Source organism: Pseudomonas sp. SWRI68, from assembly GCF_014269165.1.
GTDB classification, from domain to species: Bacteria; Pseudomonadota; Gammaproteobacteria; order Pseudomonadales; family Pseudomonadaceae; genus Aquipseudomonas; species Aquipseudomonas capeferrum.
Genome location: NZ_JABWRU010000016.1, coordinates 95,106 through 118,527, shown reverse-complemented (window position 1 = coordinate 118,527; position 23,422 = coordinate 95,106). Strand labels below are relative to the sequence as shown.

Annotated in this window: 22 protein-coding genes and 1 tRNA gene; 14 read left to right on the top strand and 9 right to left on the bottom strand. The window is 62.3% G+C overall.

Features of this window, described 5'->3' with window-relative positions; genetic code table 11:
* Positions 1-68 precede the first annotated feature (68 nt).
* Positions 69-941 carry a polyphosphate kinase 2 gene (gene ppk2 / locus HU770_RS20510; protein WP_186661672.1) on the top strand — a complete coding sequence of 291 codons (873 nt, stop codon included), beginning with the start codon at positions 69-71 and terminating at the stop codon, positions 939-941.
* Between the two features lie 9 nt (positions 942-950).
* On the opposite strand, the gene HU770_RS20505 is transcribed toward ppk2, so the two are convergent.
* Entirely contained in the window at positions 951-1,484 is a 534-nt protein-coding gene (locus HU770_RS20505; protein ID WP_238347538.1) for a hypothetical protein, read from the bottom strand.
* A 129-nt stretch (positions 1,485-1,613) separates the two neighbouring features.
* Here HU770_RS20505 and HU770_RS20500 point away from each other — a divergent pair, with 129 nt between their 5' ends.
* Positions 1,614-2,051 carry a hypothetical protein gene (locus HU770_RS20500; protein WP_033703188.1) on the top strand — a complete coding sequence of 146 codons (438 nt, stop codon included), beginning with the start codon at positions 1,614-1,616 and terminating at the stop codon, positions 2,049-2,051.
* Between the two features lie 75 nt (positions 2,052-2,126).
* Here the strand turns inward: HU770_RS20500 and gabP are convergent, their stop codons facing one another.
* Positions 2,127-3,512, bottom strand: a complete 1,386-nt coding sequence (gene gabP / locus HU770_RS20495) for a GABA permease (protein ID WP_033703189.1) — start codon at positions 3,510-3,512, stop codon at positions 2,127-2,129.
* 638 nt (positions 3,513-4,150) lie between these two features.
* On the opposite strand from gabP, the gene HU770_RS20490 reads away from it, so the two are divergent.
* The 5 genes from HU770_RS20490 to HU770_RS20470 all read left to right on the top strand — a co-directional run bounded on the left by HU770_RS20490 (position 4,151) and on the right by HU770_RS20470 (position 8,420).
* A complete protein-coding gene (locus tag HU770_RS20490; protein ID WP_027917578.1) occupies positions 4,151-4,924 on the top strand; it encodes an ABC transporter ATP-binding protein in 774 nt (257 codons plus the stop codon).
* Between the two features lie 13 nt (positions 4,925-4,937).
* Positions 4,938-5,699 carry an ABC transporter substrate-binding protein gene (locus tag HU770_RS20485; RefSeq protein WP_033703190.1) on the top strand — a complete coding sequence of 254 codons (762 nt, stop codon included), beginning with the start codon at positions 4,938-4,940 and terminating at the stop codon, positions 5,697-5,699.
* Between the two features lie 55 nt (positions 5,700-5,754).
* A complete protein-coding gene (locus HU770_RS20480; RefSeq protein ID WP_033703191.1) occupies positions 5,755-6,450 on the top strand; it encodes an ABC transporter permease in 696 nt (231 codons plus the stop codon).
* A complete protein-coding gene (locus tag HU770_RS20475; RefSeq protein ID WP_033703192.1) occupies positions 6,447-7,136 on the top strand; it encodes an ABC transporter permease in 690 nt (229 codons plus the stop codon). The genes HU770_RS20480 and HU770_RS20475 overlap by 4 nt, the downstream gene beginning before the upstream one ends.
* An 84-nt stretch (positions 7,137-7,220) precedes the next feature.
* Positions 7,221-8,420, top strand: coding sequence for a methyltransferase (locus tag HU770_RS20470; protein WP_186665209.1), 1,200 nt, complete (start codon positions 7,221-7,223; stop codon positions 8,418-8,420).
* Between the two features lie 236 nt (positions 8,421-8,656).
* Here HU770_RS20470 and HU770_RS20465 read toward each other — a convergent pair whose 3' ends face one another.
* Complete coding sequence (locus HU770_RS20465) at positions 8,657-8,929, bottom strand: DUF3077 domain-containing protein (RefSeq protein WP_186665205.1); 273 nt, start codon at positions 8,927-8,929, stop codon at positions 8,657-8,659.
* On the bottom strand, positions 8,926-9,192 hold the full coding sequence (locus HU770_RS20460) for a hypothetical protein (RefSeq protein ID WP_186661664.1): 267 nt from the start codon (positions 9,190-9,192) through the stop codon (positions 8,926-8,928). The genes HU770_RS20465 and HU770_RS20460 overlap by 4 nt, the downstream gene beginning before the upstream one ends.
* Before the next feature lie 664 nt (positions 9,193-9,856).
* On the opposite strand from HU770_RS20460, the gene HU770_RS20455 reads away from it, so the two are divergent.
* Positions 9,857-10,105, top strand: a complete 249-nt coding sequence (locus tag HU770_RS20455; RefSeq protein ID WP_033703195.1) for a hypothetical protein — start codon at positions 9,857-9,859, stop codon at positions 10,103-10,105.
* A 98-nt stretch (positions 10,106-10,203) separates the two neighbouring features.
* A tRNA-Thr gene (locus HU770_RS20450) sits at positions 10,204-10,279 on the top strand.
* Positions 10,280-10,351: 72 nt separating this feature from the next.
* Here the strand turns inward: HU770_RS20450 and HU770_RS20445 are convergent.
* On the bottom strand, positions 10,352-10,834 hold the full coding sequence (locus HU770_RS20445) for a DUF2442 domain-containing protein (protein WP_186665204.1): 483 nt from the start codon (positions 10,832-10,834) through the stop codon (positions 10,352-10,354).
* A gap of 207 nt (positions 10,835-11,041) precedes the next feature.
* Here HU770_RS20445 and HU770_RS20440 point away from each other — a divergent pair, with 207 nt between their 5' ends.
* Positions 11,042-11,248 (top strand): DUF3079 domain-containing protein, encoded by a 207-nt coding sequence (locus tag HU770_RS20440; RefSeq protein ID WP_186665203.1) that lies wholly within the window; start codon positions 11,042-11,044, stop codon positions 11,246-11,248.
* A gap of 117 nt (positions 11,249-11,365) precedes the next feature.
* On the opposite strand, the gene HU770_RS20435 is transcribed toward HU770_RS20440, so the two are convergent.
* A complete protein-coding gene (locus tag HU770_RS20435) occupies positions 11,366-13,663 on the bottom strand; it encodes a TonB-dependent siderophore receptor (protein ID WP_186665201.1) in 2,298 nt (765 codons plus the stop codon).
* 140 nt (positions 13,664-13,803) lie between these two features.
* On the opposite strand from HU770_RS20435, the gene HU770_RS20430 reads away from it, so the two are divergent.
* The 3 genes from HU770_RS20430 (at position 13,804) to HU770_RS20420 (ending at position 17,704) form a co-directional block, all read left to right on the top strand.
* The gene (locus tag HU770_RS20430; RefSeq protein ID WP_186665199.1) at positions 13,804-14,523 is read left to right on the top strand and encodes a response regulator transcription factor; all 720 of its coding nucleotides are present in this window, start codon (positions 13,804-13,806) and stop codon (positions 14,521-14,523) included.
* Entirely contained in the window at positions 14,516-15,892 is a 1,377-nt protein-coding gene (locus HU770_RS20425; RefSeq protein WP_186665197.1) for an ATP-binding protein, read from the top strand. Before HU770_RS20430 ends, HU770_RS20425 begins: the two co-directional genes overlap by 8 nt.
* A gap of 141 nt (positions 15,893-16,033) precedes the next feature.
* Positions 16,034-17,704 carry an FMN-binding glutamate synthase family protein gene (locus HU770_RS20420; protein ID WP_186665195.1) on the top strand — a complete coding sequence of 557 codons (1,671 nt, stop codon included), beginning with the start codon at positions 16,034-16,036 and terminating at the stop codon, positions 17,702-17,704.
* 37 nt (positions 17,705-17,741) lie between these two features.
* Here the strand turns inward: HU770_RS20420 and HU770_RS20415 are convergent, their stop codons facing one another.
* Positions 17,742-19,061: an OprD family porin gene (locus HU770_RS20415; RefSeq protein WP_033703209.1), complete on the bottom strand. Its 1,320-nt coding sequence runs from the start codon at positions 19,059-19,061 to the stop codon at positions 17,742-17,744.
* Between the two features lie 471 nt (positions 19,062-19,532).
* Between HU770_RS20415 and HU770_RS20410 the strand changes: the two genes are divergently transcribed.
* On the top strand, positions 19,533-21,620 hold the full coding sequence (locus tag HU770_RS20410; protein ID WP_186665193.1) for a TonB-dependent siderophore receptor: 2,088 nt from the start codon (positions 19,533-19,535) through the stop codon (positions 21,618-21,620).
* A gap of 51 nt (positions 21,621-21,671) precedes the next feature.
* Here the strand turns inward: HU770_RS20410 and HU770_RS27140 are convergent, their stop codons facing one another.
* Both HU770_RS27140 and aguA read right to left on the bottom strand, forming a co-directional pair.
* The gene (locus HU770_RS27140; protein ID WP_238338693.1) at positions 21,672-21,869 is read right to left on the bottom strand and encodes a hypothetical protein; all 198 of its coding nucleotides are present in this window, start codon (positions 21,867-21,869) and stop codon (positions 21,672-21,674) included.
* A gap of 183 nt (positions 21,870-22,052) precedes the next feature.
* Entirely contained in the window at positions 22,053-23,159 is a 1,107-nt protein-coding gene (gene aguA / locus HU770_RS20405) for an agmatine deiminase (RefSeq protein WP_033703211.1), read from the bottom strand.
* Positions 23,160-23,422: the final 263 nt, after the last annotated feature.

Below are 23,422 nucleotides of genomic sequence, written 5' to 3'. Positions count from 1 at the left end.
AACCCACCCCCACTGCGCCGCGCCCGCGCCGGCCACGTCAGCGCAAGCCCGAACCCGCGATTACCCGGATCAGCCAGCAACCCGCCGCACTTGAAGTGGCCACGGCGCCCAAAGGCAGCAACGAAGACAGCACCCGCGCACGCTTGCCTGCCAGCTACCCGTATCGCACCCGCCTGCACCGCCAGGAATACGAGAAGACCAAGCATGCCCTGCAGATCGAACTGCTGAAGGTGCAGAGCTGGGTAAAAGAAACCGGCCAGCGCGTGGTGATTCTGTTCGAAGGCCGCGACGCGGCGGGCAAAGGCGGCACCATCAAGCGTTTCATGGAGCACCTCAACCCGCGCGGCGCGCGGATCGTCGCGCTGGAGAAGCCTTCCGAACAAGAGAAAGGCCAGTGGTACTTCCAGCGCTACATCCAGCACCTGCCGACGGCGGGTGAAATGGTCTTCTTCGACCGCTCCTGGTACAACCGCGCCGGGGTCGAGAAGGTGATGGACTTCTGCACCCCGCTGCAGTACCTGGAGTTCATGCGCCAGGCGCCAGACCTTGAGCGCATGCTGTGCAACAGCGGCATCCTGCTGTTCAAGTACTGGTTCTCGGTGAACCGCGAGGAACAGCTACGGCGCTTCATCTCGCGCCGCGACGACCCGCTCAAGCACTGGAAGCTGTCGCCCATCGACATCAAGTCGCTGGATAAGTGGGACGACTACACCGCAGCCAAGGAGGCGATGTTCTTCCATACCGATACGGCCGATGCGCCATGGACGGTGATCAAGTCCGATGACAAGAAACGCGCACGCATCAACTGCATCCGCCACTTCCTGCATTCGCTGGATTACCCGGGCAAGGACCCGGCTGTGGCACATGCCGCGGACCCCATGCTGGTAGGGCGCGCATCACGCGACTTCGAAGAGGACGAGGCGCCAGCCACCACCCACTGAAAGGGGCAATCAGAAGTTGGCCATGGCGCTGCAGTATTCAGCCTTGGTGGTCTTCACCGGCTGCTCTACGCCCAGCTGGCGCAGCTCGACGCCACAGGCGTTGTAGCCGCGCACCACCACTTCGTAATCGGCGCCTTTTTGCGGCACGAAATAGAACATGCCCAGGCAATTGGTGACGCTGTTGTAGCTACTGCGCCCGCCGTCGAGAAAGTGCAAGGTGAACGCTTTGCCGGCCGGCACCAGCACTTCGCTGACCGCATCGCCCGCCGCCACAGGGGCGCTGGCAGGCATGCCCAGGGTTTCGCCATTGCGGTCGGCGAAGCCCTCCTTGGGCACTGCAATCACCCCTGCCCCGGGGCTGTACCAGTCGACGCAATCCTTGCCCGGCACAGCGCGCACCATGCCATCGGCAATCACCCGCAGGCGTGCGGTATCGCCCGACGTCGGCGAGCCATACGGGGTGTTGAACGACTTGACGGCGGCAATGTTGCCGCAGCCGGACAGCGCCACAGCCAGCAGGCCAAGCGAAATCGCTGTTTTCATCCGTGAATTCCTCATGAGTGGGTACCGGACATCCGGCAACCTGCCTAGGACCCTCGCTTGCCGCTTGGGTTTCACAGGCAAGTACGATTCAATACGCGCACTTTTTCAGGCACCCCCAAGGACCTACCCATGGCCACCCCTACCAAGCAACAGAAACGCGCCAAACGCGCCGCCAGCAAGGCCAAGCAGAACCGCATGGTGCGCAGCGGCCAGACGGTCAAGGCCAGCGCCGGTGACAGCGCCAGCATCGAGCAGGTGTTCAACAAGGCCATGGAGTCGGACAGCTACAAAGAGCTGTTCGACAAGATGAAGGCGGCACAGGAAACCAGCCTGGTCGCGATGATCTCGGTGTTCCTGGTCGACCCGCTGCTGACCCTGGTACTCAAAGGCCACAAGGAAGAGCACGCCACCGACTACATCGTGCTGGTGTTCACCGCCTACCGCACCTGGCTCGATGGCGCCGACGAAGACACCACCATGGCCTGGCTGGAAAGCGACGCGTTCCAGGAAGCCTATATCACCGCTTCCGAAGTGGTGGCCAAGCAACAGCAGAAGCTGTACGGCTGACCTGCGAAAAGGCCAGACAAACAAAAAGGCCGCACCCAACACAGGGCGCGGCCTTTTCATTCATAGCAGCGCAGATCAGTTATCCAGCGCCACCCGCCCAGCCGCTTCGCGCTTGCGATGCACCAGCAGCCCAGCGGCCACCACACCAATGCTCAGCAAGGCCGTCGCGATGATCTCGGCACGGTGATCTTCACGCAGCCCCATCACCACCAGCACCGCAATGATGAAGGCAATGGTCGCCCAGGTCAGGCCCGGGAACAGCCACATCTTGAAGTCGATCTTCTCGCCACGCGCTTCACGCTGGCTGCGCATGCGCAGTTGCGAAACAGCGATCACTAGGTACACCAGCAGCGCGATGGCGCCGGAGCTGGCCAGCAGGAACTCGAACACCTGGGCCGGCGCAACGAAGTTGGCGAACACGCAGAGGAAGGCCGCGGCAGTGGACAACAGTACCGCCCAGTGCGGGGTGCCCGCTTTGGTGGTGCGCTGCGCAACAGCCGGCGCATCGCCACGTTTGCTCAGCGAGAACAGCATGCGCGAAGAGGTGTACAACGCCGAGTTGAGGCAACTGGTCACGGCGATCAGCACGACGATGTCGACGATCAGTTTGGCATTCGGCACGCCGATGCGGCTCAGCACGGTCTGGTAGGAACCCAGTTCCGCCAGGGCCGGGTCGTTCCACGGCACCAGCGCCACGACCAGGAAGATCGACACCAGGTAGAACAGGCAGATACGCCAGATCACCGAGTTGGTGGCGCGGCTGATCTGCTTGCCCGGGTCCTTGGACTCGGCAGCGGCGATGGTGACGATTTCGGTGCCCATGAACGAGAACATGGTGGTCAGCATGGCGGCCAACACCGCGCCCAAGCCGTTGGGCATGAAGCCCTGGGTGTCGAACAGGTGGCTGACACCGCTCACCTGGCTGCCCGGCGCCAGGCCGAACATGGCCACGCAGCCCACCACGATGAAGCCGATGATCGCCAGCACCTTGAGCAGGGCGAACCAGAATTCGAACTCGCCGTAGTTCTTCACGCTGCACAAGTTGGTCAGGGTCAGCACCAGCGTGATGATCAAGGAGAAGGCCCACAGATCAACAGCAGGGAACCAGGCATGCAGAATGGCTGCGGCCGCGTTGGCTTCCAGCGGGATCACCAGCACCCAGAACCACCAGTACAGCCAGCCGATGGTGAAGCCGGCCCAACGCCCGATGGCGCGGTCGGCATACGTCGAGAAGGAGCCCGTGTCAGGCGAGGCAATGGCCATTTCGCCCAGCATGCGCATGACCAGCACCACCAGCGTACCGGCAGCCGCGTAGGCCATCAGTACGGCAGGCCCTGCGGCCGCAATGGCGTGGCCGGAACCCACGAACAGACCGGCGCCAATTACGCCAGCGATGGACAGCATGGTGACATGCCGCGATTTGAGCCCCTGAGCGAGGTCGTTGGAATTGTTACCGCTCATAAAACTACCTTTGTAAGGAGTGGACCACGCCGACTACAGGAACGAAGCGCGCCCGGGGTTGTTTAGGCGTCGCTGCAATCGGCGGTTTCCCAGTGGCAATAAGCGAGCCAGTTGCTGAAAGCATTCGTCAGAAATCTCTGGCAACCATTAAGGGCGCGGCTTGCAGGGCTTTCGGCCACGCCTTGACCGAAAGGTCGCCAAAACCGCCTGCCAAGTCGGGATTACGGAAATACCCACTTACAAACGCACCAAAGGTGCTCCTAGGTAACACCTTTGCACCGTTGCAATGCAAAAAAGTACAACCTCAAGGTACAACCCATTACCCACGTTCACCCGTTTGCAGGTAAACCGATTACCAACCCTGTGCCGGCGGGTTTACCCGCGAATGGTCCAAAACCGCTTCCAAGAGCGGGCCAAAGCTGGCACCATCGCGCCTTTTTTCATCAAGGCTCTGGTGTTGGGCTAGACCTTCGCGGTCATCCTCGCGACGTTGCACTGCAGCGATGCGACAATCTGCCCCGACAGCGACCCGAGCCCCTAGCGACCCTGTTGGCCGCCTAATGCCGCTATGCTAGCTTGGCGCACGCCAGGAAGGCCGCCAACAGCTGGGAACGCACCCGAACACATGAGGACCGCACATGGCCCAGGCCACGCCCGCGCTGGAAATCCGCAATCTGCACAAACGCTACGGCGAGCAGGAAATTCTCAAGGGCATTTCGCTGACCGCACGCGATGGTGACGTGATCTCCATCCTGGGGTCGTCCGGTTCCGGCAAGTCCACTTTGCTGCGCTGCATCAACCTGCTCGAAAACCCGCACCAGGGCGAAATCCTGGTCGCCGGCGAATCGCTCAAGCTCAAGGCCGCCAAAAACGGTGACCTGATCGCCGCCGACAACCGCCAGATCAACCGCCTGCGCAGCGAGATCGGCTTCGTCTTCCAGAACTTCAACCTGTGGCCGCACATGTCGATCCTCGACAACATCATCGAGGCCCCGCGCCGCGTGCTCGGCCAAAGCAAGGCCGAGGCCATCGAAGCCGCAGAAGCCTTGCTGAACAAGGTGGGCATCTACGACAAGCGCCACAGCTACCCCGCCCAGCTTTCCGGTGGCCAGCAACAGCGCGCCGCCATTGCCCGTACCTTGGCCATGAGGCCCAAGGTCATCCTGTTCGACGAGCCGACCTCGGCGCTCGATCCGGAAATGGTCCAGGAAGTGCTAAACGTTATCCGCGCATTGGCCGAAGAAGGCCGTACCATGCTGCTGGTGACGCACGAGATGAACTTTGCCCGCCAGGTGTCCAGTGAAGTGGTCTTCCTGCACCAGGGCCTGGTTGAAGAGCAAGGATCGCCGCAGCAGGTCTTCGAGAACCCGACCTCGGCGCGTTGCAAGCAATTCATGTCCAGCCACCGCTAACGGAGCAACACGAATGCAGACCTATAAGAAATTCCTCCTGGCCGCTGCCGCCACCCTGGTGTTCTCGGCAAATGCCATGGCAGCCGAAAAACTCAAAATGGGCATCGAGGCGGCCTACCCGCCGTTCAACAACAAGGATGCCAGCGGCCAGGTGGTCGGCTTTGACAAAGACATCGGCGACGCACTGTGCGCCAAGATGAAAGTCGAATGCGAAGTGGTCACCTCTGACTGGGACGGCATCATCCCGGCGTTGAACGCCAAGAAGTTCGACTTCCTGATCTCCTCGCTGTCGATCACCGACGAGCGCAAGCAGGCCGTCGACTTCACCGACCCGTACTACTCGAACAAGCAGCAGTTCATCGCACCGAAAAACGTCGACTTCAAGACCGACCGCGCCTCGCTCAAGGGCAAGACCATCGGTACCCAGCGCGCCACCCAGGCCGCGACCTGGCTGGACGACAACGGCGGCATGGACAACGAGTTCAAGGTCAACCTGTACGATGGCCAGGAAAACGCCTACCTGGACCTGACCTCCGGCCGCCTCGACGCCATCCTCGCCGACAAGTACGCCAACTACGACTGGCTGAAGTCTGCCGCTGGCAAAAACTTCGAGTTCAAAGGCGAACCGGTGAACGACAGCGACAAGGTCGGCATTGCCGTACGCAAAGGTGACGATGAGCTGCGTAACAAGCTCAATGCCGCACTGAAGGAAATTGTCGCCGACGGCACCTACAAAAAGATCAACGACAAGTACTTCCCGTTCAGCATCTATTGATTCGCCCCGACCGGCACGCCCTTGCGGCGTGCCGGTCCCTAGAACGACCCTACCCATGAATATCGACCTGCACGGATTCGGTCCGGCCCTGGCGGCTGGCACCTTGATGACCGTAAAACTGGCGCTCTGCGCCTTGCTGCTGGGGCTGGTCCTGGGCCTGCTCGGTGCCCTGGCCAAGACTTCCCCGGTCAAGCCGCTGCAATGGCTTGGCGGCTTCTACTCGACCCTGGTTCGCGGCGTGCCCGAACTGCTCTGGGTCCTGCTTATCTATTTCGGCACCGTCGGCCTGATGAACAGCATCGGCGAGGCGCTCAACATGCCGGGCCTTGAGCTCAGCGCCTTCGCTGCCGGCGTCATCGCCCTCGGCCTGTGCTTCGGCGCCTACGCCACCGAGGTGTTCCGCGGCGCCATCCTGGCGATCCCCAAGGGGCACCGTGAGGCGGGCCTGGCACTGGGCTTGTCCAAGGCGCGCATCCTCTCGCGCATCATCCTGCCGCAGATGTGGCGCATCGCCCTGCCCGGCCTGGGCAACCTGTTCATGATCCTGATGAAGGATACGGCGCTGGTATCGGTCATCGGCCTTGAAGAAATCATGCGCCACGCGCAAATCGGCGTGACCATGACCAAGGAGCCGTTCACCTTCTACATGGTTGCGGCCTGCATCTACCTGGGCTTGACCGTCGTCGCCATGACCGGCATGTACTTCATGGAAAAACGCGCCGCTCGCGGCTTTGCGAGGGCCGAACAATGAATTGGGAAGTCATCATCAAATGGCTGCCACGCCTGGCCCAGGGCGCGACCCTGACCCTGGAGCTGGTGGCCATCGCCGTGGTTGCCGGGTTGATCCTGGCCATCCCGCTGGGCATTGCCCGCTCGTCGCGGCACTGGTACGTGCGCGCCGTGCCGTTCAGCTACATCTTCTTCTTCCGCGGTACGCCGTTGCTGGTGCAGCTGTTCCTGGTCTATTACGGCCTGGCCCAGTTCGAGGCGGTGCGCAGCAGTGCGTTGTGGCCTTACCTGCGCGATCCGTTCTGGTGCACCGTGCTGACCATGACCCTGCACACGGCCGCCTATATCGCCGAAATTCTGCGCGGTGCGCTGCAGTCGATCCCCAAGGGTGAGATCGAAGCGGCACGGGCACTGGGCATGTCGCGCGCCAAGACCCTGATCTACATCATGCTGCCGCGCGCCACGCGGATCGGCCTGCCGGCCTACAGCAACGAGGTGATCCTGATGCTCAAGGCCAGCGCCCTGGCCAGTACCGTCACCCTGCTGGAGCTGACCGGCATGGCGCGTACCATCATTGCCCGGACGTACCTGCCGGTGGAGATCTTCTTTGCCGCCGGGGTGTTTTACCTGGTCATCTCGTTTGTCCTGGTGCAGGGCTTCAAACTGCTGGAGCGCTGGTTGCGGGTAGACGCCTGCCAAGGGCGCTAGACCTCACCCCCGCTCCGACCCTGTAGGAGCGGGCTTGCCCCGCGAAGGGCTGCACAGCAGCCCCAACCCCAGCCGACAACAACCATGACCCCACCCTCCATCCCCCACAGCGACCGCTTCCAGGCCCTCGACCAGTTCCTGACCGAGCACCAGCACCTGTGGAAACCCAGGCCATTCACCGCGCTGCGCCTGGATTGGGAAGCCGAACACCCCGCACTCTCCGCCCACTTGCGCCAATGCAGCCTGAGCGACGCCGAAGCCGAGCGGGTGACGCAAGGCGTGCCCGCCCCCTTCCCCCAACTGGCCCAACAAGCCCAGCAACTCTGCACCCTCGACGCACTCCCGGACGCTGGCCTGCCAGCCGCCGCCCACCGCCTCGACGTTGGCGTGCCCGGCCGCAAATGGCAGCAGATCGAAGCCTTCACCCGCCGGCTGGCCTTCAACGCGCCAACCCGGCACTGGCTGGACTGGTGCTCTGGTAAAGGCCACCTCGGCCGCCGCCTGCTGCAACCCGGCCAGCACCTGACCTGCCTGGAATACGACACCGAACTCGTGACCGCAGGCCAGGCCCTGAGCGACCACCACCACCTGCCTGCACACCATGTGCACCAGGATGTCATGGCCGCAGACAGCGCCGGCCACCTGAATAGCGACAAGACCGTGGTCGCCCTGCACGCCTGCGGCGACCTGCACGTACGCCTTCTGCACCTGGCCAGCGAGCAAGGCTGCCGGCAAATGGCCGTGGCCCCTTGCTGCTACAACCGCATCCAGGCCCAGCAGTACCAGGCGTTATCCACCGCCGCGCAAGCCTCCAGCCTGCACTTGTCGCTGGACGACCTGGGGTTGCCGTTGAGTGAAACCGTCACCGCGGGCGCCCGCGTGCGTCGCCAACGCGACACCTCGATGGCCCGCCGCCTGGGCTTCGATCTGCTGCAACGCCAGCAGCGCCAGTGTGATGATTACCTGCCCACTCCCTCGCTGCCGGTGGCCTGGCTGGACAAGCCTTTCGAGGCGTACTGCCGGGGCCTGGCCGAGCTCAAGCACGTGCCCCTGAGCGGCACGCCGGACTGGGCTGCCCTGGAAGCCGCCGGCTGGCAGCGCCTGGCCGAAGTGCGCAACCTGGAACGTGTGCGCAACCTGTTCCGCCGCCCGCTGGAACTGTGGCTGATACTCGACCGTGCGCTGTTTCTGGAAGAACAGGGTTATGCCGTACGCCTCGGATTGTTCTGTGACTACCCCCTCACCCCGCGCAACATCCTCATCCTGGCAGAACGCGACCGTTAGCCGCAGCACAACCTGTGGATAACTCTGTGCACAAGCTTTTGATGAATGGTTGGATCCAAGCGCTATTTCAAGCGTTTGGCTTATTCCTTCGTACAGCTCAAGGCCAGCAAAAACAGGCGTTTGCGCAAAGACCAGCGGTGTAGCAGCTCGGCATGCCTTTCGCGCAAGTTGGCAATGCTACTTGTGCATAAACTTTTCTTGTGCGCCCGCCTAGGGCCGCAAAGCGGCCCTGTGGGTCAGCGGAATTTGTTCTTGGCCAGCTCGATATCGTTCATCAATGCCTTGGCCATCGCCGTCAGGTAATCGGCCGCACCCAACAGCTTGTGGTCGTCTTCCATATCACCCTCCCTGAGCAGATGCTTGATGTAGCTGAGCAGCACAGAGACCTGTTCATAGGCATCGTCGATCGCAATACCGGGCTGCACCCGCAACAGGCCAACGGGTGGGTCGCCGACGTCCAGGAAGGTTTCCAGGCCGGCTGTGGTGATGGGCTTGGGGTTATCGTTCATGCGATTTCCCCCTCCGCGCTCATGCGTTCACTGGCGTGCTGCAGCAATATTGCTGCCGACTCGGCGGCCTGAGCGGTGTGGGCCAGCCGGCTAATGCCAGGTTCGCCGGCGTGGGCGCGGCAGTGTTCGTCGAGGGTTTGGGCCACAGCGCGGATGAGCTCGCGGGCCTGGGTGAGTGCGTCGTGTGGGGAGATGTCGCTGTGGATAGAGAAGTAGGGGGTGTGGATGAGCGGGCGTGGTGGGTCGGGGACGATCTTGATCATGGCGAACTTCCATTTTTTCTCAAAAAGGAACTACCACCCGATCTTTCTCACGGATTGAAGGTGGCAGCCGTACGCGGGGTGAGAAACCGAGGAGAAAAAACGCGAAAAGACTCGGCCAGACCGAAGTCTGCCCGCGTACGGCCACCATTACAGTGCCGCCATTTCTCAATCGGGTTCTCACACCCGGTCGCCGAAGCGACCCAGAAACGGTATCCGTGAGGCATTTCCCCGACAACAGCGATACTTCAGCAGCGCGCGTAGGATAGGTCCGAAGCATGCAAACCCGGAAGCATTTGGTTTCAGGTTCAGAAATGCCCTACAGCTGATAGCTGCCTTGATTGTAGGAGCGGCCTTGCGTCGCGAAAGGGCTGCGAAGCAGCCCCAGCAATGTGTGAACAAACGTCGATACCTGCGTTGGTTCGCAAACCTGGGGCTGCTTCGCAGCCCTTTCGCGACGCAAGGCCGCTCCTACACACACACGCACGCAGCACGCGCGACGGTTGAAGACGGTCGATCAGCGCCCGCAAAGCTCGCACTGCACACCTCCCCACGGTGTATCATTCACCCCCACATCATTAAAAAGAGACGTCGCGCGCTGCCCGCCAGCCCCGCGACCTTCTGGCGTTGCGCCAGAACCGACAATGGACTAACGGACTTCCTCATCGTGACCCAAGCCAAACCCCTAGCCCTGTTGACCTTCGCCATGGCCCTGACCGCCTGCGCCAGCGACACCCCAAGCCACCCTTCCAGCCACCTGGGCTGGGACACCCCCGGCATGCAACTGGGCGGCGACAGAGGCCTGCCCCTGCGCGTCGAGAGCCCTTGCCGCAAGCGCGGCTGCGACAACGACAAGCTGTTCTTCAACCCCGGCAAAACCGAACCAAGCGTCAACACGATCCACCGCGGCTGGTAAGAAAAATCTCCTTTTAAGCCGGTGACTTAGGTCATTTGCAAACAATCGCAAGGAAGTGGTTTACAGGCGCCAAACGATCGTTATAATGACGCCCCATTGCCGGTATAGCTCAGATGGTAGAGCAACTGACTTGTAATCAGTAGGTCCCGGGTTCGATTCCTGGTGCCGGCACCATACGCAGTATCAAAGAAGGCTCACCGAAAGGTGGGCCTTCTTTGTTTGTGTGTTCGCTCCCCCGCCCCGCAATTACCCCAGGGGGAAGCAAGCGTGACCTGTCAGGCTGCCTTTCTGCTCCAACGTCTCCCAGCCCAGACAAGCCAACGCCAGTGTGCGTGGTACCGCTTCACGACCGCTACTGTAACGGCTGATACTGCGCGCACTGACGCCCAGTGCTTCGGCAGCCTGGTCGAGCGTCATCCGATGCCGCAACCGCCAGCGAATGAATATCCGGGTGTTCTCATCCGGGGCGTTCTGGGCAAGCGCGTCCAGCAGTAGGGTGTCGGCACCGATCTGAATATCCAGCGCCGGCCATTCCACAAACCAGCCTCCATCCCCTAACGTTACGTCTTCGAACGCTTTGCGCTTAGCCAGTGGCGCCAACCCCGGATACGCTTTAAGCGCGTCGCTCATATCCAGGGTAAACCGCTGCCCATTGGTAAAAGTCAGCTCAAGGCTAGCGCCCGACCGAGGCTGAACCGCCCGCAGGCGGGGACGTTTCATCAATGCCATTTCATCCACTCCTTCTTGTGTCAGATAGCGCCCCTATCACCTCCAGTCAGTGATACTGCTCGGACCGACTTTCGCGATCACATGCCGATCGCAGAAACGATAAGTTGAAACCTTACCGCAGACGCAGCCCGCCTTGATTTCAATCAAGGCTGAAAGCGCTGGAAGGCATAGCTTGGGCTCAGCACCCCACTTGCGAGAATGGACGCTATGGCCAAGAAATTCCCCACCAACCCCAGCCACCCTGAACGCATCTGCTGGGGGTGCGACCTGTATTGCCCCGCCAAAGCGGTGGCCTGCGGCAATGGAGCCGATCGCACTATGCATCCGGTGGAGTTGTTCGGGGAGGACTGGGACCGTATGGAGGACCGGTTGGACAAGCCGGTTCGCGAGGCTCAGCAGGCGCAATCCAACTGACCGCAGGGGGCCGCTTTGCGGCCCATCGCAGGCAAGCCAGCTCCTACACAAAACGCGCAACACCACAGGCACAGCGCTGGCCTGCGATGGGCTGCGCAGCAGCCCCAGGTGCCTCCGTCAGAACGCCGTACTCACCGTCAACGACAGGTTCCGCGGATCCCCATAGATCGCCCCCGCGTAGAACCCATAGCGGGTGTAGTAGTGCTTGTCGAACAGGTTATTGGCATTGAGGCTGACACTCGTATCGTCAGTCAGCTGGTACTTGGCCATGGCATTCCAGATCGCATACCCCGACCAGTTGACGTCGGTAGCACCTGTGCTAACACCATTGCTCGGCTGCCCAGCCGGGCTGGATACCGCGCGAATGTTGCTCTGCGCGGTAACCCCTGCGCCAAGGGTCAAGCGGTCCAGCAGGCCAGACAGTCGATACGTGGTCGAAGCCTTGAACAGGTGCGACGGGTCGCTGCGGCCATCACTGTCGATACGGCGGAAGTGCAGGTACGTGTAGCCCGCGTAAACGTTCCAGTTCGGGGTCAGTGCACCGGCGATTTCCAGGTCGATGCCGTCGGTTTCCTGGCCAGAGCCGGCTTTGTAGGCGTCGTTACCGGTCGGTGTGGTCAGGTCGCCGTCCAGCACGGCCTTGTTTTCCTGCTTGGTGCGGAAGTACGCCGCCGAGGCATTCAGGCGGCCATCGAACCATTCGCCCTTGATGCCGGTTTCGTAGCTTTGCCCGCGAATCGGCTCGACCTTGCTGCCGCTGCTGGTCTCGGCAGTCTGCGGGGTGAAGATGTCGGTGTAGCTGGCGTATAGCGAGTAGGTGTCGTTGAGGTCGTACACCGCGCCCAGGTAGGGGGTGACGATGCCGTTTTCTTCCTGGCTGGTGCGCACGCCCGCATTGCTGCGGGTGATTGCGGAGTAGTTGCTGGTGCGCACTCCGACGATCACCGACAGCGGGTCGGTGATGCTCAGGCGAGTAGCTGCATACATGCCCTGCAAGCGGGTGGTGGTCTTGCTGTGGCGGCCGGTGCGCGAGGCGATCATGTCGTAGTCGTCATCCACGCCATTGCGCCAGTCGGTCAGCGGGAAACCGTTGTTGGCGCGGAACTGGCAACCCAGCGCCGCAGCACTGACGCGGCCGTCGCTGACCATGTTGCAGGTGTATTCCGGTGACCAGGCCACGGTGCGGCTGTCGTTGTAACCGACCATCGCCTGATGGGTACGGCCGAACAGCTGGAACGGGCCGGACAGGTCGATCTGCGCCGACTGCTGGGTGGTGTCGCTGCCGCTGTGCAGGCCGTTGAGCACGGCGCCGCTGCCGTCCTGGTCCCAGTAGCCGCCGAAGGTGCCGCGGCCCGCCGAGTTGACCTTGGCCAGGCCGCGGTGGTTGAGGGCCTCGGCGGTGCTTTGGGCGGCCTTCAGGTCCAGCGTCCAGTCGTCGTCGAAGCGATGCTCGAGCGAGCCAAACGCCGTGCGGGTGGTGTACTCGCCAAAGCTCCAGCTGGGCACCACGTTGGTGCTGCGCGGCAGGTCGGTCTTGCTGCCGTCGCGGTACCAGATCGGGATGTTCGCACCCCAGCCGCCGCCGACGACCTTGTTGTATTCGTACTGGTAACCGGCACCCAGGGTGGTGGCGTCGTCGAGGTCGAATTCGAAGTTGGCCAGCGCAGCGCGGGCGCGCTCGGACTGATTGTCGCGGAACGAGTTGGCGTCCTGCTGGGTCATTACAAACCGCGAACGCAGGCGGCCGTCCTCGGACAATGGCAGGTTCAGGTCGGCGCCGAGGCGGCGTTTGTCCCAGCTGCCGTAGGTCGCATAAGCGCTGCCGCCGAAGGTCTTGGTCGGGGCCTTGCGGATCAGGTTGACGGTGGCCGAGGGGTCGCCGGTGCCGCCCAGCAGGCCGTTGGCGCCACGCACGATGTCGATGCGCTCGTACAGGTCCATGTTCAGCGCGTTACCACCGCCGCTGAAGTCGGAGCCACCCTGAAACTGCAGGCCATCGACCTTCCAGTTGCTGATCGAATAACCTCGCGCCCGGTAGTCGGTGCGCCCGCCGACTTCGGCTTTGCTGGCCGTCACCCCTGGCGTGGTTTCCAGCGCCTGCTCGATGGTGTGGATGGCGCGGTCGTCCATCTGCTGGCGGGTAATGGTGGTTACCGACTGCGGCGTTTGCCGCGGCGTCAGCTTGAGGCCGGTTGAACTGCGGCTGCTCTCGACCGTGTACCCTAGCTGGCCGGCTTCATCGGCAGGCACCAGCGCGCTGTCCTCGATCTGCGTGGCATCCAGCTCCAGTGGCTTGCTGTCGGCAGCCATGGCGCTGCCGCTGATGGCCGCGGCGATGAAGAAGGCGAGCGGGGTGAGGTGACTTGCGCCTCGGCCGATGGAAGAGAAGTCGTTCATGATGCTCCGAGGTTTCATTTGGGAAGGTTTCGTATTCGCAGATGATTTTTTGTTACGATTCTAGGGATCCGCCCTTGGGGCTCCAGGCCCGGCTTGTACGGGGATGTAATTGAACGTAACGAGCGCCTCCGGCCCTCACCGAACAGGTGTTTTTAGCAATGAGTACAACGCTGCTGGTTGTCGACGATGACGACGAAATCCGCGAACTTCTCTGTGATTACCTGACAGATGCCGGTTACACCGTACTGGCCGCCCCTGATGGCGAGCAGATGCGTGAGCAACTGGCTGCGCACAAAGTGGAGCTGGTGGTGCTGGACCTGATGCTGCCCGGCGAGGATGGCTTGAGCCTGTGCCGTCAGTTGCAAGCCACCCCTGGCCTGGCGGTGATCATGTTGTCTGCCAAAGGCAGCACGCTGGACCGCATCATTGGCCTGGAAGTGGGCGCGGACGACTACCTGGCCAAGCCCTTCGAGCCACGCGAGCTGATTGCCCGGATCAAGGCCGTGCTGCGTCGCCCCCAGCGCCTCGATACACCGGCGGCAAAACCGGCTGTCGAAGCGCAGCAATTTGCCGGTTTTCGCCTCGACCACGTGAAGCGCCTGCTCACCCGCCCGGACGGCGAGACACTGACCCTGCCCCGCTCCGATTACCGCGTGCTGCGTGAGCTGCTTGAAGCCAACAACCGTGTGGTGTCGCGCGATCATCTGACCCGCAGTGCGTTCGGCCGTGACCACCTGCCCGATGACCGCTCGGTAGACATGTGCGTCAGCCGCCTGCGCCAGCAACTGCGCCGCGCGCCGGGCGCCGTCGCGCAGATCCTCACCATCCGCAACGAAGGCTACCTGCTGAGCCTCGCCCGCAGCGAGGCGGATGCCTGAGGTGCGCTGGCTCCGCCGGCTGTGGCCGCGCACGCTGTTTGGCCAACTGCTGCTGATCATGGTCAGCGGCACGCTGGTGATCCAACTGATGTCGAGCAGCATCTGGTTCGATGTGCGTTTCGCGCAGGTGCTCGAAGCCCCGGTGCGGCTGATCGCCGCCCGCAGCGCGCCCCTGATTGCCAAGGCCGACTGCCATGCCGGCGCAGTGCAGGCGCCAGCCCATTATCAGCTGCGCTGTGCCGAGGCCTTGCCCGCGCAGGAAGGGGACGAACGCAGGGGGCGCAAGCGCATTGAATTGCTGCTGCACCAGGCCCTCAAGTACGAACTTGGCCATGCTGTGGACGTGCGCCTGATGAAGGTGCAACTGACTGACGAACTGGGCCAGCCGATTGTCTGGCGCAGCCTGTTCGGCTTGCGCACGGCCCAGGCGCATATTCAGTTTGCCGTGCCGCTGGCCGATGGGCATTGGCTGACCATCGATGGCCAGGAGCTGCAGGGCTGGAGTGGCGAGTCTGCCTGGGCGTTGATCAGCGACTACCTGCTGCGGGTGTATGCCCTGCGTATCGTTGCCGTGCTGCTGGTGTGCCTGCTGGCGGTGCGCCTGTGCCTGCGCCCGCTGCAGCGCCTGGCGGACGCAGCGCGAGGGCTGGGCAGCAACCTGGAGCAGCCACCCTTGGCGCTGGATGGGCCGCAGGAAGTGCGCCAGGCGGCGCAGGCTTTCAATGCGATGCAGCAACGGTTGATTGCGATGGTCAACGACAAGGCCTACTTCCTCGCCGCCGTTTCCCACGATTTGCGTACCCCGTTGACCCGCATGCGCCTGCGCCTGGAGCGCCTGCCAGACGATGAGCAGCGCGAACGGCTGCGGCAGAACATCACGCAGATGGACGACATGATCGGCCAGGTACTCGACTACCTGCGCGCCGGCGAGCAGCAGAACCTGCAACAGGTGGACCTGGACCAGCTGGTGGCGCGCCAGTGCGCAGACTTGGCCACCGCCAGTGAGCCGCTTCCCGTTGAGGGCCAGGCTGGCACCGTGCGGGTCGATGCATTGCTGCTGCAGCGGTGCCTGCAGAACCTGCTGGTCAATGCCTTGCGCTATGGCAAAGACGTTTCGGTCACGCTTGAGCGCGTGGCCACGGGGGTTTTTATCCACATCGATGACTGCGGGCCGGGGATTGCACCCGGCTTGATGGCGACGGTTACCGACCCGTTCGTGCGGGGGGAAGGGTCGCGCAATCAGGCGTCTGGCGGGTATGGCTTGGGGTTGAGCATCGCCCAGCGCATCGCGGCCAGTCATGGCGGCGAGTTGCTGCTGTACAACCGCGACGGCGGCGGCTTGCGGGCCAGTGTGCGGTTGCCCGAATGACCTGCCATCACGGCCTTGCGTCGCGAAAGGGTCGCGCAGGGCAAACCTGCGATCAGGTAACAGTCTTTTACCGATTCACCAGGTTTTCCGCAGCCTGCCTTTGCCTATCCTAGGCCCGGTCATCCTGCCTGCGATGGACCCATGAAACATTCACTGCCCAGCCGCTACGCCTGCCTCGTCACCTGCCTGCTGTTCACCTTCGCCAGCCTGCCGCTACTGCCCCAACAGGCCTGGCTCTGGCCGTTCACCGTGCTCACCGCCCTGCTCAGCCTGGTCGGCCTCAATGACCTGCGCCAGAGCCACCATGCGGTGCGGCGCAACTACCCGATCCTGGGCAACATCCGCTACCTGATCGAAACCATCCGCCCGGAAATCCGCCAATACCTGATCGAAGGCGACGACGACAAGCTGCCGTTCTCCCGCTCCCAGCGCTCGCTGGTGTACGCCCGGGCCAAGAATGAAAGCGCCGAAAAAGCCTTTGGCACACTCAACGATGCCTACAAGCCGGGCTTCGAATTCATCAGCCATTCGATGCTGCCGGTGGTCACCCCCGATCCTGCTTCGTTCCGCATCGCCATCGGCGGGCCGCAATGCCGGCTGCCCTACTCGGCCTCGATCTTCAACATCTCGGCCATGAGCTTCGGCGCCCTCAGCGCCAACGCCATCGCTGCCCTCAACCAGGGCGCACGCCTGGGCCGCTTTGCCCATGACACCGGTGAAGGCAGCATCAGCCCTTACCACCGCGAACATGGTGGCGACCTGATCTGGGAGATCGGCAGCGGTTACTTTGGCTGCCGCACCGAAGAGGGCCTTTTCGACCCGCAACGTTTCGCCGAGCAAGCCCGCTCGGCGCAAGTGAAGATGATCGAGATCAAGCTCAGCCAGGGCGCCAAACCCGGCCACGGCGGCATCCTGCCAGGGCACAAGGTGAGCCCGGAAATCGCCGCGACCCGGGGCGTGCGCGAAGGCCAGGACTGCATTTCCCCGGCTGCGCACAGCGCCTTCCGCACGCCGGTCGAATTGCTCAAGTTCGTTGCCAGCCTGCGCGAACTGTCGGGCGGCAAGCCAGTGGGCTTCAAGTTCTGCCTGGGGCACCCGTGGGAGTTCATGGGCATTGCCAAAGCCATGCTGGCCACCGGCATCACCCCCGACTTCATCGTCGTCGACGGCAAGGAAGGCGGCACCGGCGCGGCGCCACGCGAGTTCAGCGACAACATGGGCGTGCCCATGCGCGAAGGGCTGATGTTCGTGCACAACACCTTGGTCGGCCTGAACCTGCGTTCGAGCATCCGTATTGGCGCAGCGGGCAAGATCGTCAGCGCCTTCGATATCGCCAGCGTGCTGGCCATTGGTGCCGACTGGGTGAATTCGGCGCGCGGCTTCATGTTCGCCATCGGCTGCATCCAGTCGCAAAGCTGCCACACCAACAAGTGCCCGACCGGGGTTGCCACCCAAGACCCGCTACGCCAGCGCGCGCTGGTGGTACCGGACAAGGCCCAGCGCGTGGCCAGCTTTCATCGCAACACGCTGCACACCTTGGCCGAGATGCTGGCGGCCGCAGGGCTGGAGCACCCAAGCGAACTCAAGCCCAAGCACCTGGCACGGCGTGTCAGCGCCAGTGAAATCGGCTTGTTCTCGGATTTGCATACGTTTCTCAAGCCTGGCGAATTGCTCAGTGGCTCGATTGAAAGCGAGTTTTATGCGCGGATGTGGCGGATGGCGCGTAGCGACAGCTTTGCACCGGAGACGGGGGAAGTTGCAGGGGTGGCGGCAGCGCCGGCTATACGCCGCAAAGAAACAGCGCCGGCTTGAACAACCGGGGCTGCAAAGCAGCCCCAGCGGGATCAGATCAGAAGATGCTGATCGGGTACTCGACGAATACGCGGACTTCGTTGCCGTCGTCGTTGTAGCCGTTCTGCTGTACCGCATTGTTGGTACGCACGAACGAGCTACGCAGCTTGATCGACAGGTCCTTGGCCGGGCCGTCCTGAACCACGTAACGGATCTGGTTGAAGATCTCGCGCTCTTTACCTTCACCGAAACCTTGCGGGTTGGCGACGTTGCGGGTGTTGATGTTGTCACCCACCACGTAGGCCAGCTTGTAGGTCAGGCCCGGAACGCCATAGGCGCCGAAGTCCAGGCCGTAGCCCAGCTGCCAGGAGCGCTCGTCTTCGGCGTTGAAGTCGGACCAGTACGAGTTGGCCAGGTAGATGGTCGAACCACCGTCACCCACGCCACCGGCGTTCTGGTAGAAGCCGTAGTTGTAGCCGGTGCTGCCGGTGCTGCGCTGATGCGCGAGGGTGAACGAGTGGGCACCGTACGCGTAAGTGGCAGCCAGGCTCCAGATGGTGTTGGAGTCGCCGTTCAGGCCAGCGGCCTGGACGTACTGCTTGTCGATGTCCGACTTGTAGCCGTTGAAGTCCAGGGTCAGCGACTGGTCGCTGGCGATCGGGAAGACGTAGTTCAAGCCCAGGTAGTGCTTCTTCATCACGTCTTCGTTGTCTGCGGTGTACAGCGAAGCGGTGAAGTTGTCGGTGAACTTGTAGCTACCGCCGAAGACGTTGATCGACTTCAGGCCACCACCGTCACGACGCTCGGCGCTCTTGCGCGCTTCCTGGGTGAAGCGACCGGCGTTCAGCTCCAGGCCCTCGATCTCTTTCGAGGTCAGCAGGGTGCCGGTGAAGCTTTCTGGCAGCAGACGTGCATCGTCGTACTGCAGCACAGGCAGTGCCGGCATCTGGTCACCGTACTTCAGCACGGTGTTGGAGATGCGGAATTTCACGGCAGCGCCGCCACGGGCAAGGTTATGCGGCGAGCTGGCGTTGCCCTCGGCATTGGTGGTTTCGTGCGGTTTGAAGAAGTCGACGCCGCCACCACCGTTGTGGCCCTTGCCGCCGTCCAGACGCACGGCATACAGGCCGAATGCGTCGACGCCGACACCGACGGTGCCCTGGGTGAAACCGGAGGAGAAGTTGGCGATGACGCCTTGGCCCCATTCGATCTGGTCATCGGTACCGTGCTTCTTGTCACGGTTGATGTAGGCGTTGCGCAGCAGCACATTGGCGTGGCTGTCTTCGATGAAGCCCTTGCTGTCGGCCTGCTCATTGGCCTGTGCCTGGGTCGCGGCGATCATCGCCAAGGCGACCAGGCTGATCCTGGTTTTCAACATGTTATTTTCCTTATTTCTTAATCAAAAACGCTCTGCAATATGACGCCAGGAACCAACGCCCCTTCGTAGGTTCGACGCTATGCGGATCCAAACTGGAAGGCTTTGCCGGCAAGCGCACGGTGGCCTTCAACAGCAGCATGGCCATGTCATGGCCAGCAGGCGTTGGCCGAATCCTAGCGGTGTGCGATTACAAATGTCAAAAAATCGTGAAATGCAGGTTGATATAACCAAAATAACCGGCAGGTCTGGTGCATTTCCATGCCTGTTCGCGCTATCGGTGGGCAATTTTTCTCTTGTCAGGTAAGTCACCTGACGTTGTGGGAGCAATCTTGGGCCGGGGGATCATACAAAGTGCCTAGTTACAAAGTGATACATATGTAAAGACAACCCTTTACAAATACCCAAGCAACAGTAAATAGCAAGCATTACCATTCGCACCTTCTTTTCACCTGCCTCGGTCCGGATGTGTCCATGCTTGTACCCTGCCGCCTTTCCCCCCTGTCGCTGGGCTTGTCGCTGCTGTTCAGCGCCAGCCTCGCCAACGCCGCCACCACTACCCTGCCGGAACTGTCGGTCACCGCCGAAAGCGAGCGTGAACAGGACAACCCGCGGGTAAAGGAGGTGAGTACCGCGACGCGCACCTCGACGCCGGTGCGCTATGTACCCCAGGCCATCGACACGGTGAAAACCGCCAACGTGCTGGATTACGGCAGCAACACCTTGGGCAAGGCACTCGAGGGTATCCCCAACGTCAGCAGCGGCGCCGACACCCGTTTCGACAGCGTGCGCATCCGCGGCTTCGATGCCAGCAACGACTTCTATCTGGACGGTGTTCGCGATGACAGCCAGTACATTCGCGACCTCAACAACATCGAGCGTGTCGAAGTGCTCAAAGGTCCGGCCGCAGTGCTGTACGGCCGTGGCAGCCAGGGTGGCATCGTCAACCGCGTCAGCAAGGCGCCCGAGCACGGCCGCCGTTCGAGCATCGAGGCGCAAGGCGGCAGCCAAGACCTGCGCAGCCTGTACGCCGACCTGAGTGCCGACCCCAGCGACACCATCAGCCTGCGCCTGAACCTGGGCAACGAGGACAGCAACAGCTTCCGCGATGGCATCGATGGCAGCCGCCAACTGTTCGCGCCCTCGATGAGCTGGCAACTGACGCCGGACCTGAACTGGCTGGTGCAATACGAATACAGCCGCTACAACCGCACGCCCGACCGCGGCATCCCTGGCGTCAACGGCCGCCCGGCAGACGTAAGCCGCAGCACCACCTATGGCGATACCCAGCGCGACTACATCGACGACCGCGCCCAGTCGCTGCGCTCGCGGTTGAACTACCAGCTAAACGAAGCCTGGCAACTGCGCCACACCCTTGGCCTGTTCAAGCTCGACAGCGAGTTCGACAACACCTACGCCACGGGCTACAACGCCAGCAACAACACCGTCACCCGCCAGCGCTGGCAGCAAGACCTGAACACCCGCAACCTGTTCAACAACCTGGAAGCCGAGGGCGACTTCAACACCCTGGGGCTGGAGCACAAACTGCTGGTGGGCCTGGAGTTCGGCAGCCAACGGCGTGACCCGACCCTGTACACCGCCCCGACGGGTACGGTGCCGAGCCTGGACGTGGGCAACCCCAACCGTAACCTGCAGCACAATGGGCCGCTGCTGGTGTCGAGCAACAACCACACCGTTGTCGAAAGCCGTGGCCTGTACCTTCAGGACCAAATCCGCCTGAACGATCAATGGCAAATCCTCGCGGGCGTGCGCTTCGACCAGTTCGAGGTGGAAACCACCAACAAGATCAAGGGCATTTCCGAGCCGCAGGACAGCAACACCACCAGCCCGCGCCTGGGTGTGGTGTATACGCCGTGGCGTGATCACTCGTTCTATGCGTCGTGGAGCAAGACCTTCTCGCCCGTGGGCGGTGGCCTGATCGGCATCACCCCGGGCGCGCCGGGCAACACCAACGACACCGGGCCAGAGATGACCCGGCAGAAGGAAATCGGGGTCAAGAGCGACTGGCTCGACCAGCGCCTGACCACCACCCTCGCGGTGTATGAACTGGAGCTGTACAACCGCCGCACGCGTGACGCCAACAACCCGGAAATCATTGTGCTCACCGGCTTGCAACGCTCGCGCGGCATCGAGCTGACCGCTACCGGCAACATCGTCGGCAACTGGTACGTGCGCGGGGGCATCGGCCTGCAGGATGCCACCATCGTCAAGGACAACAACAACCAGGAAGGCAACCGCATCAACGACGTGGCCAAGCGCAACGCCAGCCTGTTCGTGACCTGGAAGCCGGAGCTGGGCTGGTACGCCGAGACGGGGCTGACGCTGGTGGGTGACCGTTATGCCGACAACCAGAACACCACGGTAATGCCGGGTTATGGCCGCTGGGATGCGCTCGCCGGCTACCGCACGCACGATTGGGATGTGCGCGCGGCGTTGAACAACATTGCCGACAAGACCTACTACAGCTCGGCGACCAGCGCCGCGCAGATTCAACCGGGTGACCCGCGCAGCCTGGTGGTGACGAGCACTTACCGCTTCTGATGTTTACTGCCTGCACCGGTGTCAGGGCCGGTGCAGGCTAGCCCGATACGGTCAGTGCCACACCGCCATCAGCGCTTGCATCTCCGCGTCACTGATCAGCCCTTGGGGGTATCGCCCGGCAAGCAGACGTCGTGGGTCGGTCGTCCTGACCTGTTTGCTTCCATGGTGCTTCAACCACTGCGCCAGAACTTTGAGCGATTGATGATTCACTGCCGATGGGCACAAAGCCGACTCACTTGCTGCGTTCATTTCCACACGTACTCCCTTGCCCGTGAGCGGCTAATCTACGTAGATATTGTTACAGATCCAAGCGCCCGGCCAAGCCGAGCTATCTCGTTGAAAAACAATACAAAACATATGCCATTCGCGGCGCCGGACGTCGCCTGAAATAAAAAGCCCGTCAGATGACGGGCCTCTTCGTTCAGCGTGGCTTCAGCGCTTGAGCGGCGCGGGTTGCTGTTGGGTCAGGCAATGGATATTGCCCCCGCCCAGCAGCAGCTCACGGCCAGGGATCATCACCACTTCGTGGTCCGGGAAGATCTTGGCCAAGATCGCTCTGGCCTGGGCATCTGCAGGGTCATCGAAACTTGGCGCGATGATGCCACCGTTGACGATCAGGAAGTTCACATACGAGCCGGCCAGACGTACCGACGGGTCGCGCTCCTGGCTACCGGCCACCTGGTCGACACCGTCACATTCTTCGGCAGTGGCATACAGCGGGCCCGGAATCGGCATCTTGTGCACCACGAACTCACGGCCTTTGGCATCGCGGGTGTTTTTCAGCACCTCCAGCGCGGCGTGGCAGCGTGCGTAGTTGGGGTCGTTGGAATCATCGGTCCAGGCCAGTAACACTTCACCTGGGCGCACGTAACAGCAGAAGTTGTCGACGTGGCCGTCGGTTTCGTCGTTGTACAAGCCGTCCGGCAGCCAGACCACGGTGTCGACCGCCAGGTGCTCGCGCAGCACCGCCTCGATCTGTTCGCGGCCCAGGTGCGGGTTGCGGTTGCGGTTGAGCAGGCATTCCTCGGTGGTGATCACGGTGCCTTCGCCGTCCACGTGGATCGAGCCACCTTCCAGCACGAAGCCCTCGGTCTGGTAGCGCTGACAGCGCTCCATTTCCAGTACCTTGGCGGCCAGTTCCTCGTCACGGTTCCAGGGCGCGTAGAGGCCGCCCTCGAAACCGCCCCAGGCATTGAAGCCCCAGTCCACACCGCGCACTTCGCCGTGGTCGTTGATGACGAAGGTTGGGCCGGTATCGCGCACCCAGGCATCGTCATTGCTGATTTCCACCACGCGGATGTTCGGCAGGTCGAGTTGGCGACGGGCGTTTTCGTACTGGCCAGCGGAAACCCCCACGGTCACCGGCTCGAAGCGGGCGATGGCCTTGGCCAGCGTCACATGCGCAGCCTGCGCCGGTTTGCCACCCAGGCGCCAGTTGTCCGAACGCTCCGGCCAGACCATCCAGACTTGGGTCTGCGGCGCCCATTCAGCGGGCATATGGAAGCCGTCGGCACGGGGGGTGGAGTTGAGGGTTTTCATGGTTAACCTCTGCGTAGGCCCTGAGCCGATGTGCACTGGGGCGTTGGTAGTGTGTGTGTGTAGGAGCGGCCTTGCGTCGCGATGGGGCGCAAAGCGCCCCCGGCTATCGCAAATTTATAACCGATATATATCGGCATTAAAAGCAAAAAAGCCTGTCTAATTGAACCATCCAACCAATTACACCGATATCAATCGAAATAACCCCAAGCCTTCCCGCCAAACCCATGATATTTGTCTGCCACCACCCTAGCCGACGAGCTAGG

Coding starts and splice junctions, on each gene's coding strand:
- HU770_RS20505 (WP_238347538.1), bottom strand. CDS start 1,484: ATGAAAACAGCGATTTCGCTTGGCCTGCTGGCTGTGGCGCTGTCCGGC.
- HU770_RS20500 (WP_033703188.1), top strand. CDS start 1,614: ATGGCCACCCCTACCAAGCAACAGAAACGCGCCAAACGCGCCGCCAGC.
- gabP (WP_033703189.1), bottom strand. CDS start 3,512: ATGAGCGGTAACAATTCCAACGACCTCGCTCAGGGGCTCAAATCGCGG.
- HU770_RS20490 (WP_027917578.1), top strand. CDS start 4,151: ATGGCCCAGGCCACGCCCGCGCTGGAAATCCGCAATCTGCACAAACGC.
- HU770_RS20485 (WP_033703190.1), top strand. CDS start 4,938: ATGCAGACCTATAAGAAATTCCTCCTGGCCGCTGCCGCCACCCTGGTG.
- HU770_RS20480 (WP_033703191.1), top strand. CDS start 5,755: ATGAATATCGACCTGCACGGATTCGGTCCGGCCCTGGCGGCTGGCACC.
- HU770_RS20475 (WP_033703192.1), top strand. CDS start 6,447: ATGAATTGGGAAGTCATCATCAAATGGCTGCCACGCCTGGCCCAGGGC.
- HU770_RS20470 (WP_186665209.1), top strand. CDS start 7,221: ATGACCCCACCCTCCATCCCCCACAGCGACCGCTTCCAGGCCCTCGAC.
- HU770_RS20465 (WP_186665205.1), bottom strand. CDS start 8,929: ATGAACGATAACCCCAAGCCCATCACCACAGCCGGCCTGGAAACCTTC.
- HU770_RS20460 (WP_186661664.1), bottom strand. CDS start 9,192: ATGATCAAGATCGTCCCCGACCCACCACGCCCGCTCATCCACACCCCC.
- HU770_RS20445 (WP_186665204.1), bottom strand. CDS start 10,834: ATGGCATTGATGAAACGTCCCCGCCTGCGGGCGGTTCAGCCTCGGTCG.
- HU770_RS20440 (WP_186665203.1), top strand. CDS start 11,042: ATGGCCAAGAAATTCCCCACCAACCCCAGCCACCCTGAACGCATCTGC.
- HU770_RS20435 (WP_186665201.1), bottom strand. CDS start 13,663: ATGAAACCTCGGAGCATCATGAACGACTTCTCTTCCATCGGCCGAGGC.
- HU770_RS20430 (WP_186665199.1), top strand. CDS start 13,804: ATGAGTACAACGCTGCTGGTTGTCGACGATGACGACGAAATCCGCGAA.
- HU770_RS20425 (WP_186665197.1), top strand. CDS start 14,516: ATGCCTGAGGTGCGCTGGCTCCGCCGGCTGTGGCCGCGCACGCTGTTT.
- HU770_RS20420 (WP_186665195.1), top strand. CDS start 16,034: ATGAAACATTCACTGCCCAGCCGCTACGCCTGCCTCGTCACCTGCCTG.
- HU770_RS20415 (WP_033703209.1), bottom strand. CDS start 19,061: ATGTTGAAAACCAGGATCAGCCTGGTCGCCTTGGCGATGATCGCCGCG.
- HU770_RS20410 (WP_186665193.1), top strand. CDS start 19,533: ATGCTTGTACCCTGCCGCCTTTCCCCCCTGTCGCTGGGCTTGTCGCTG.
- HU770_RS27140 (WP_238338693.1), bottom strand. CDS start 21,869: ATGAACGCAGCAAGTGAGTCGGCTTTGTGCCCATCGGCAGTGAATCAT.
- aguA (WP_033703211.1), bottom strand. CDS start 23,159: ATGAAAACCCTCAACTCCACCCCCCGTGCCGACGGCTTCCATATGCCC.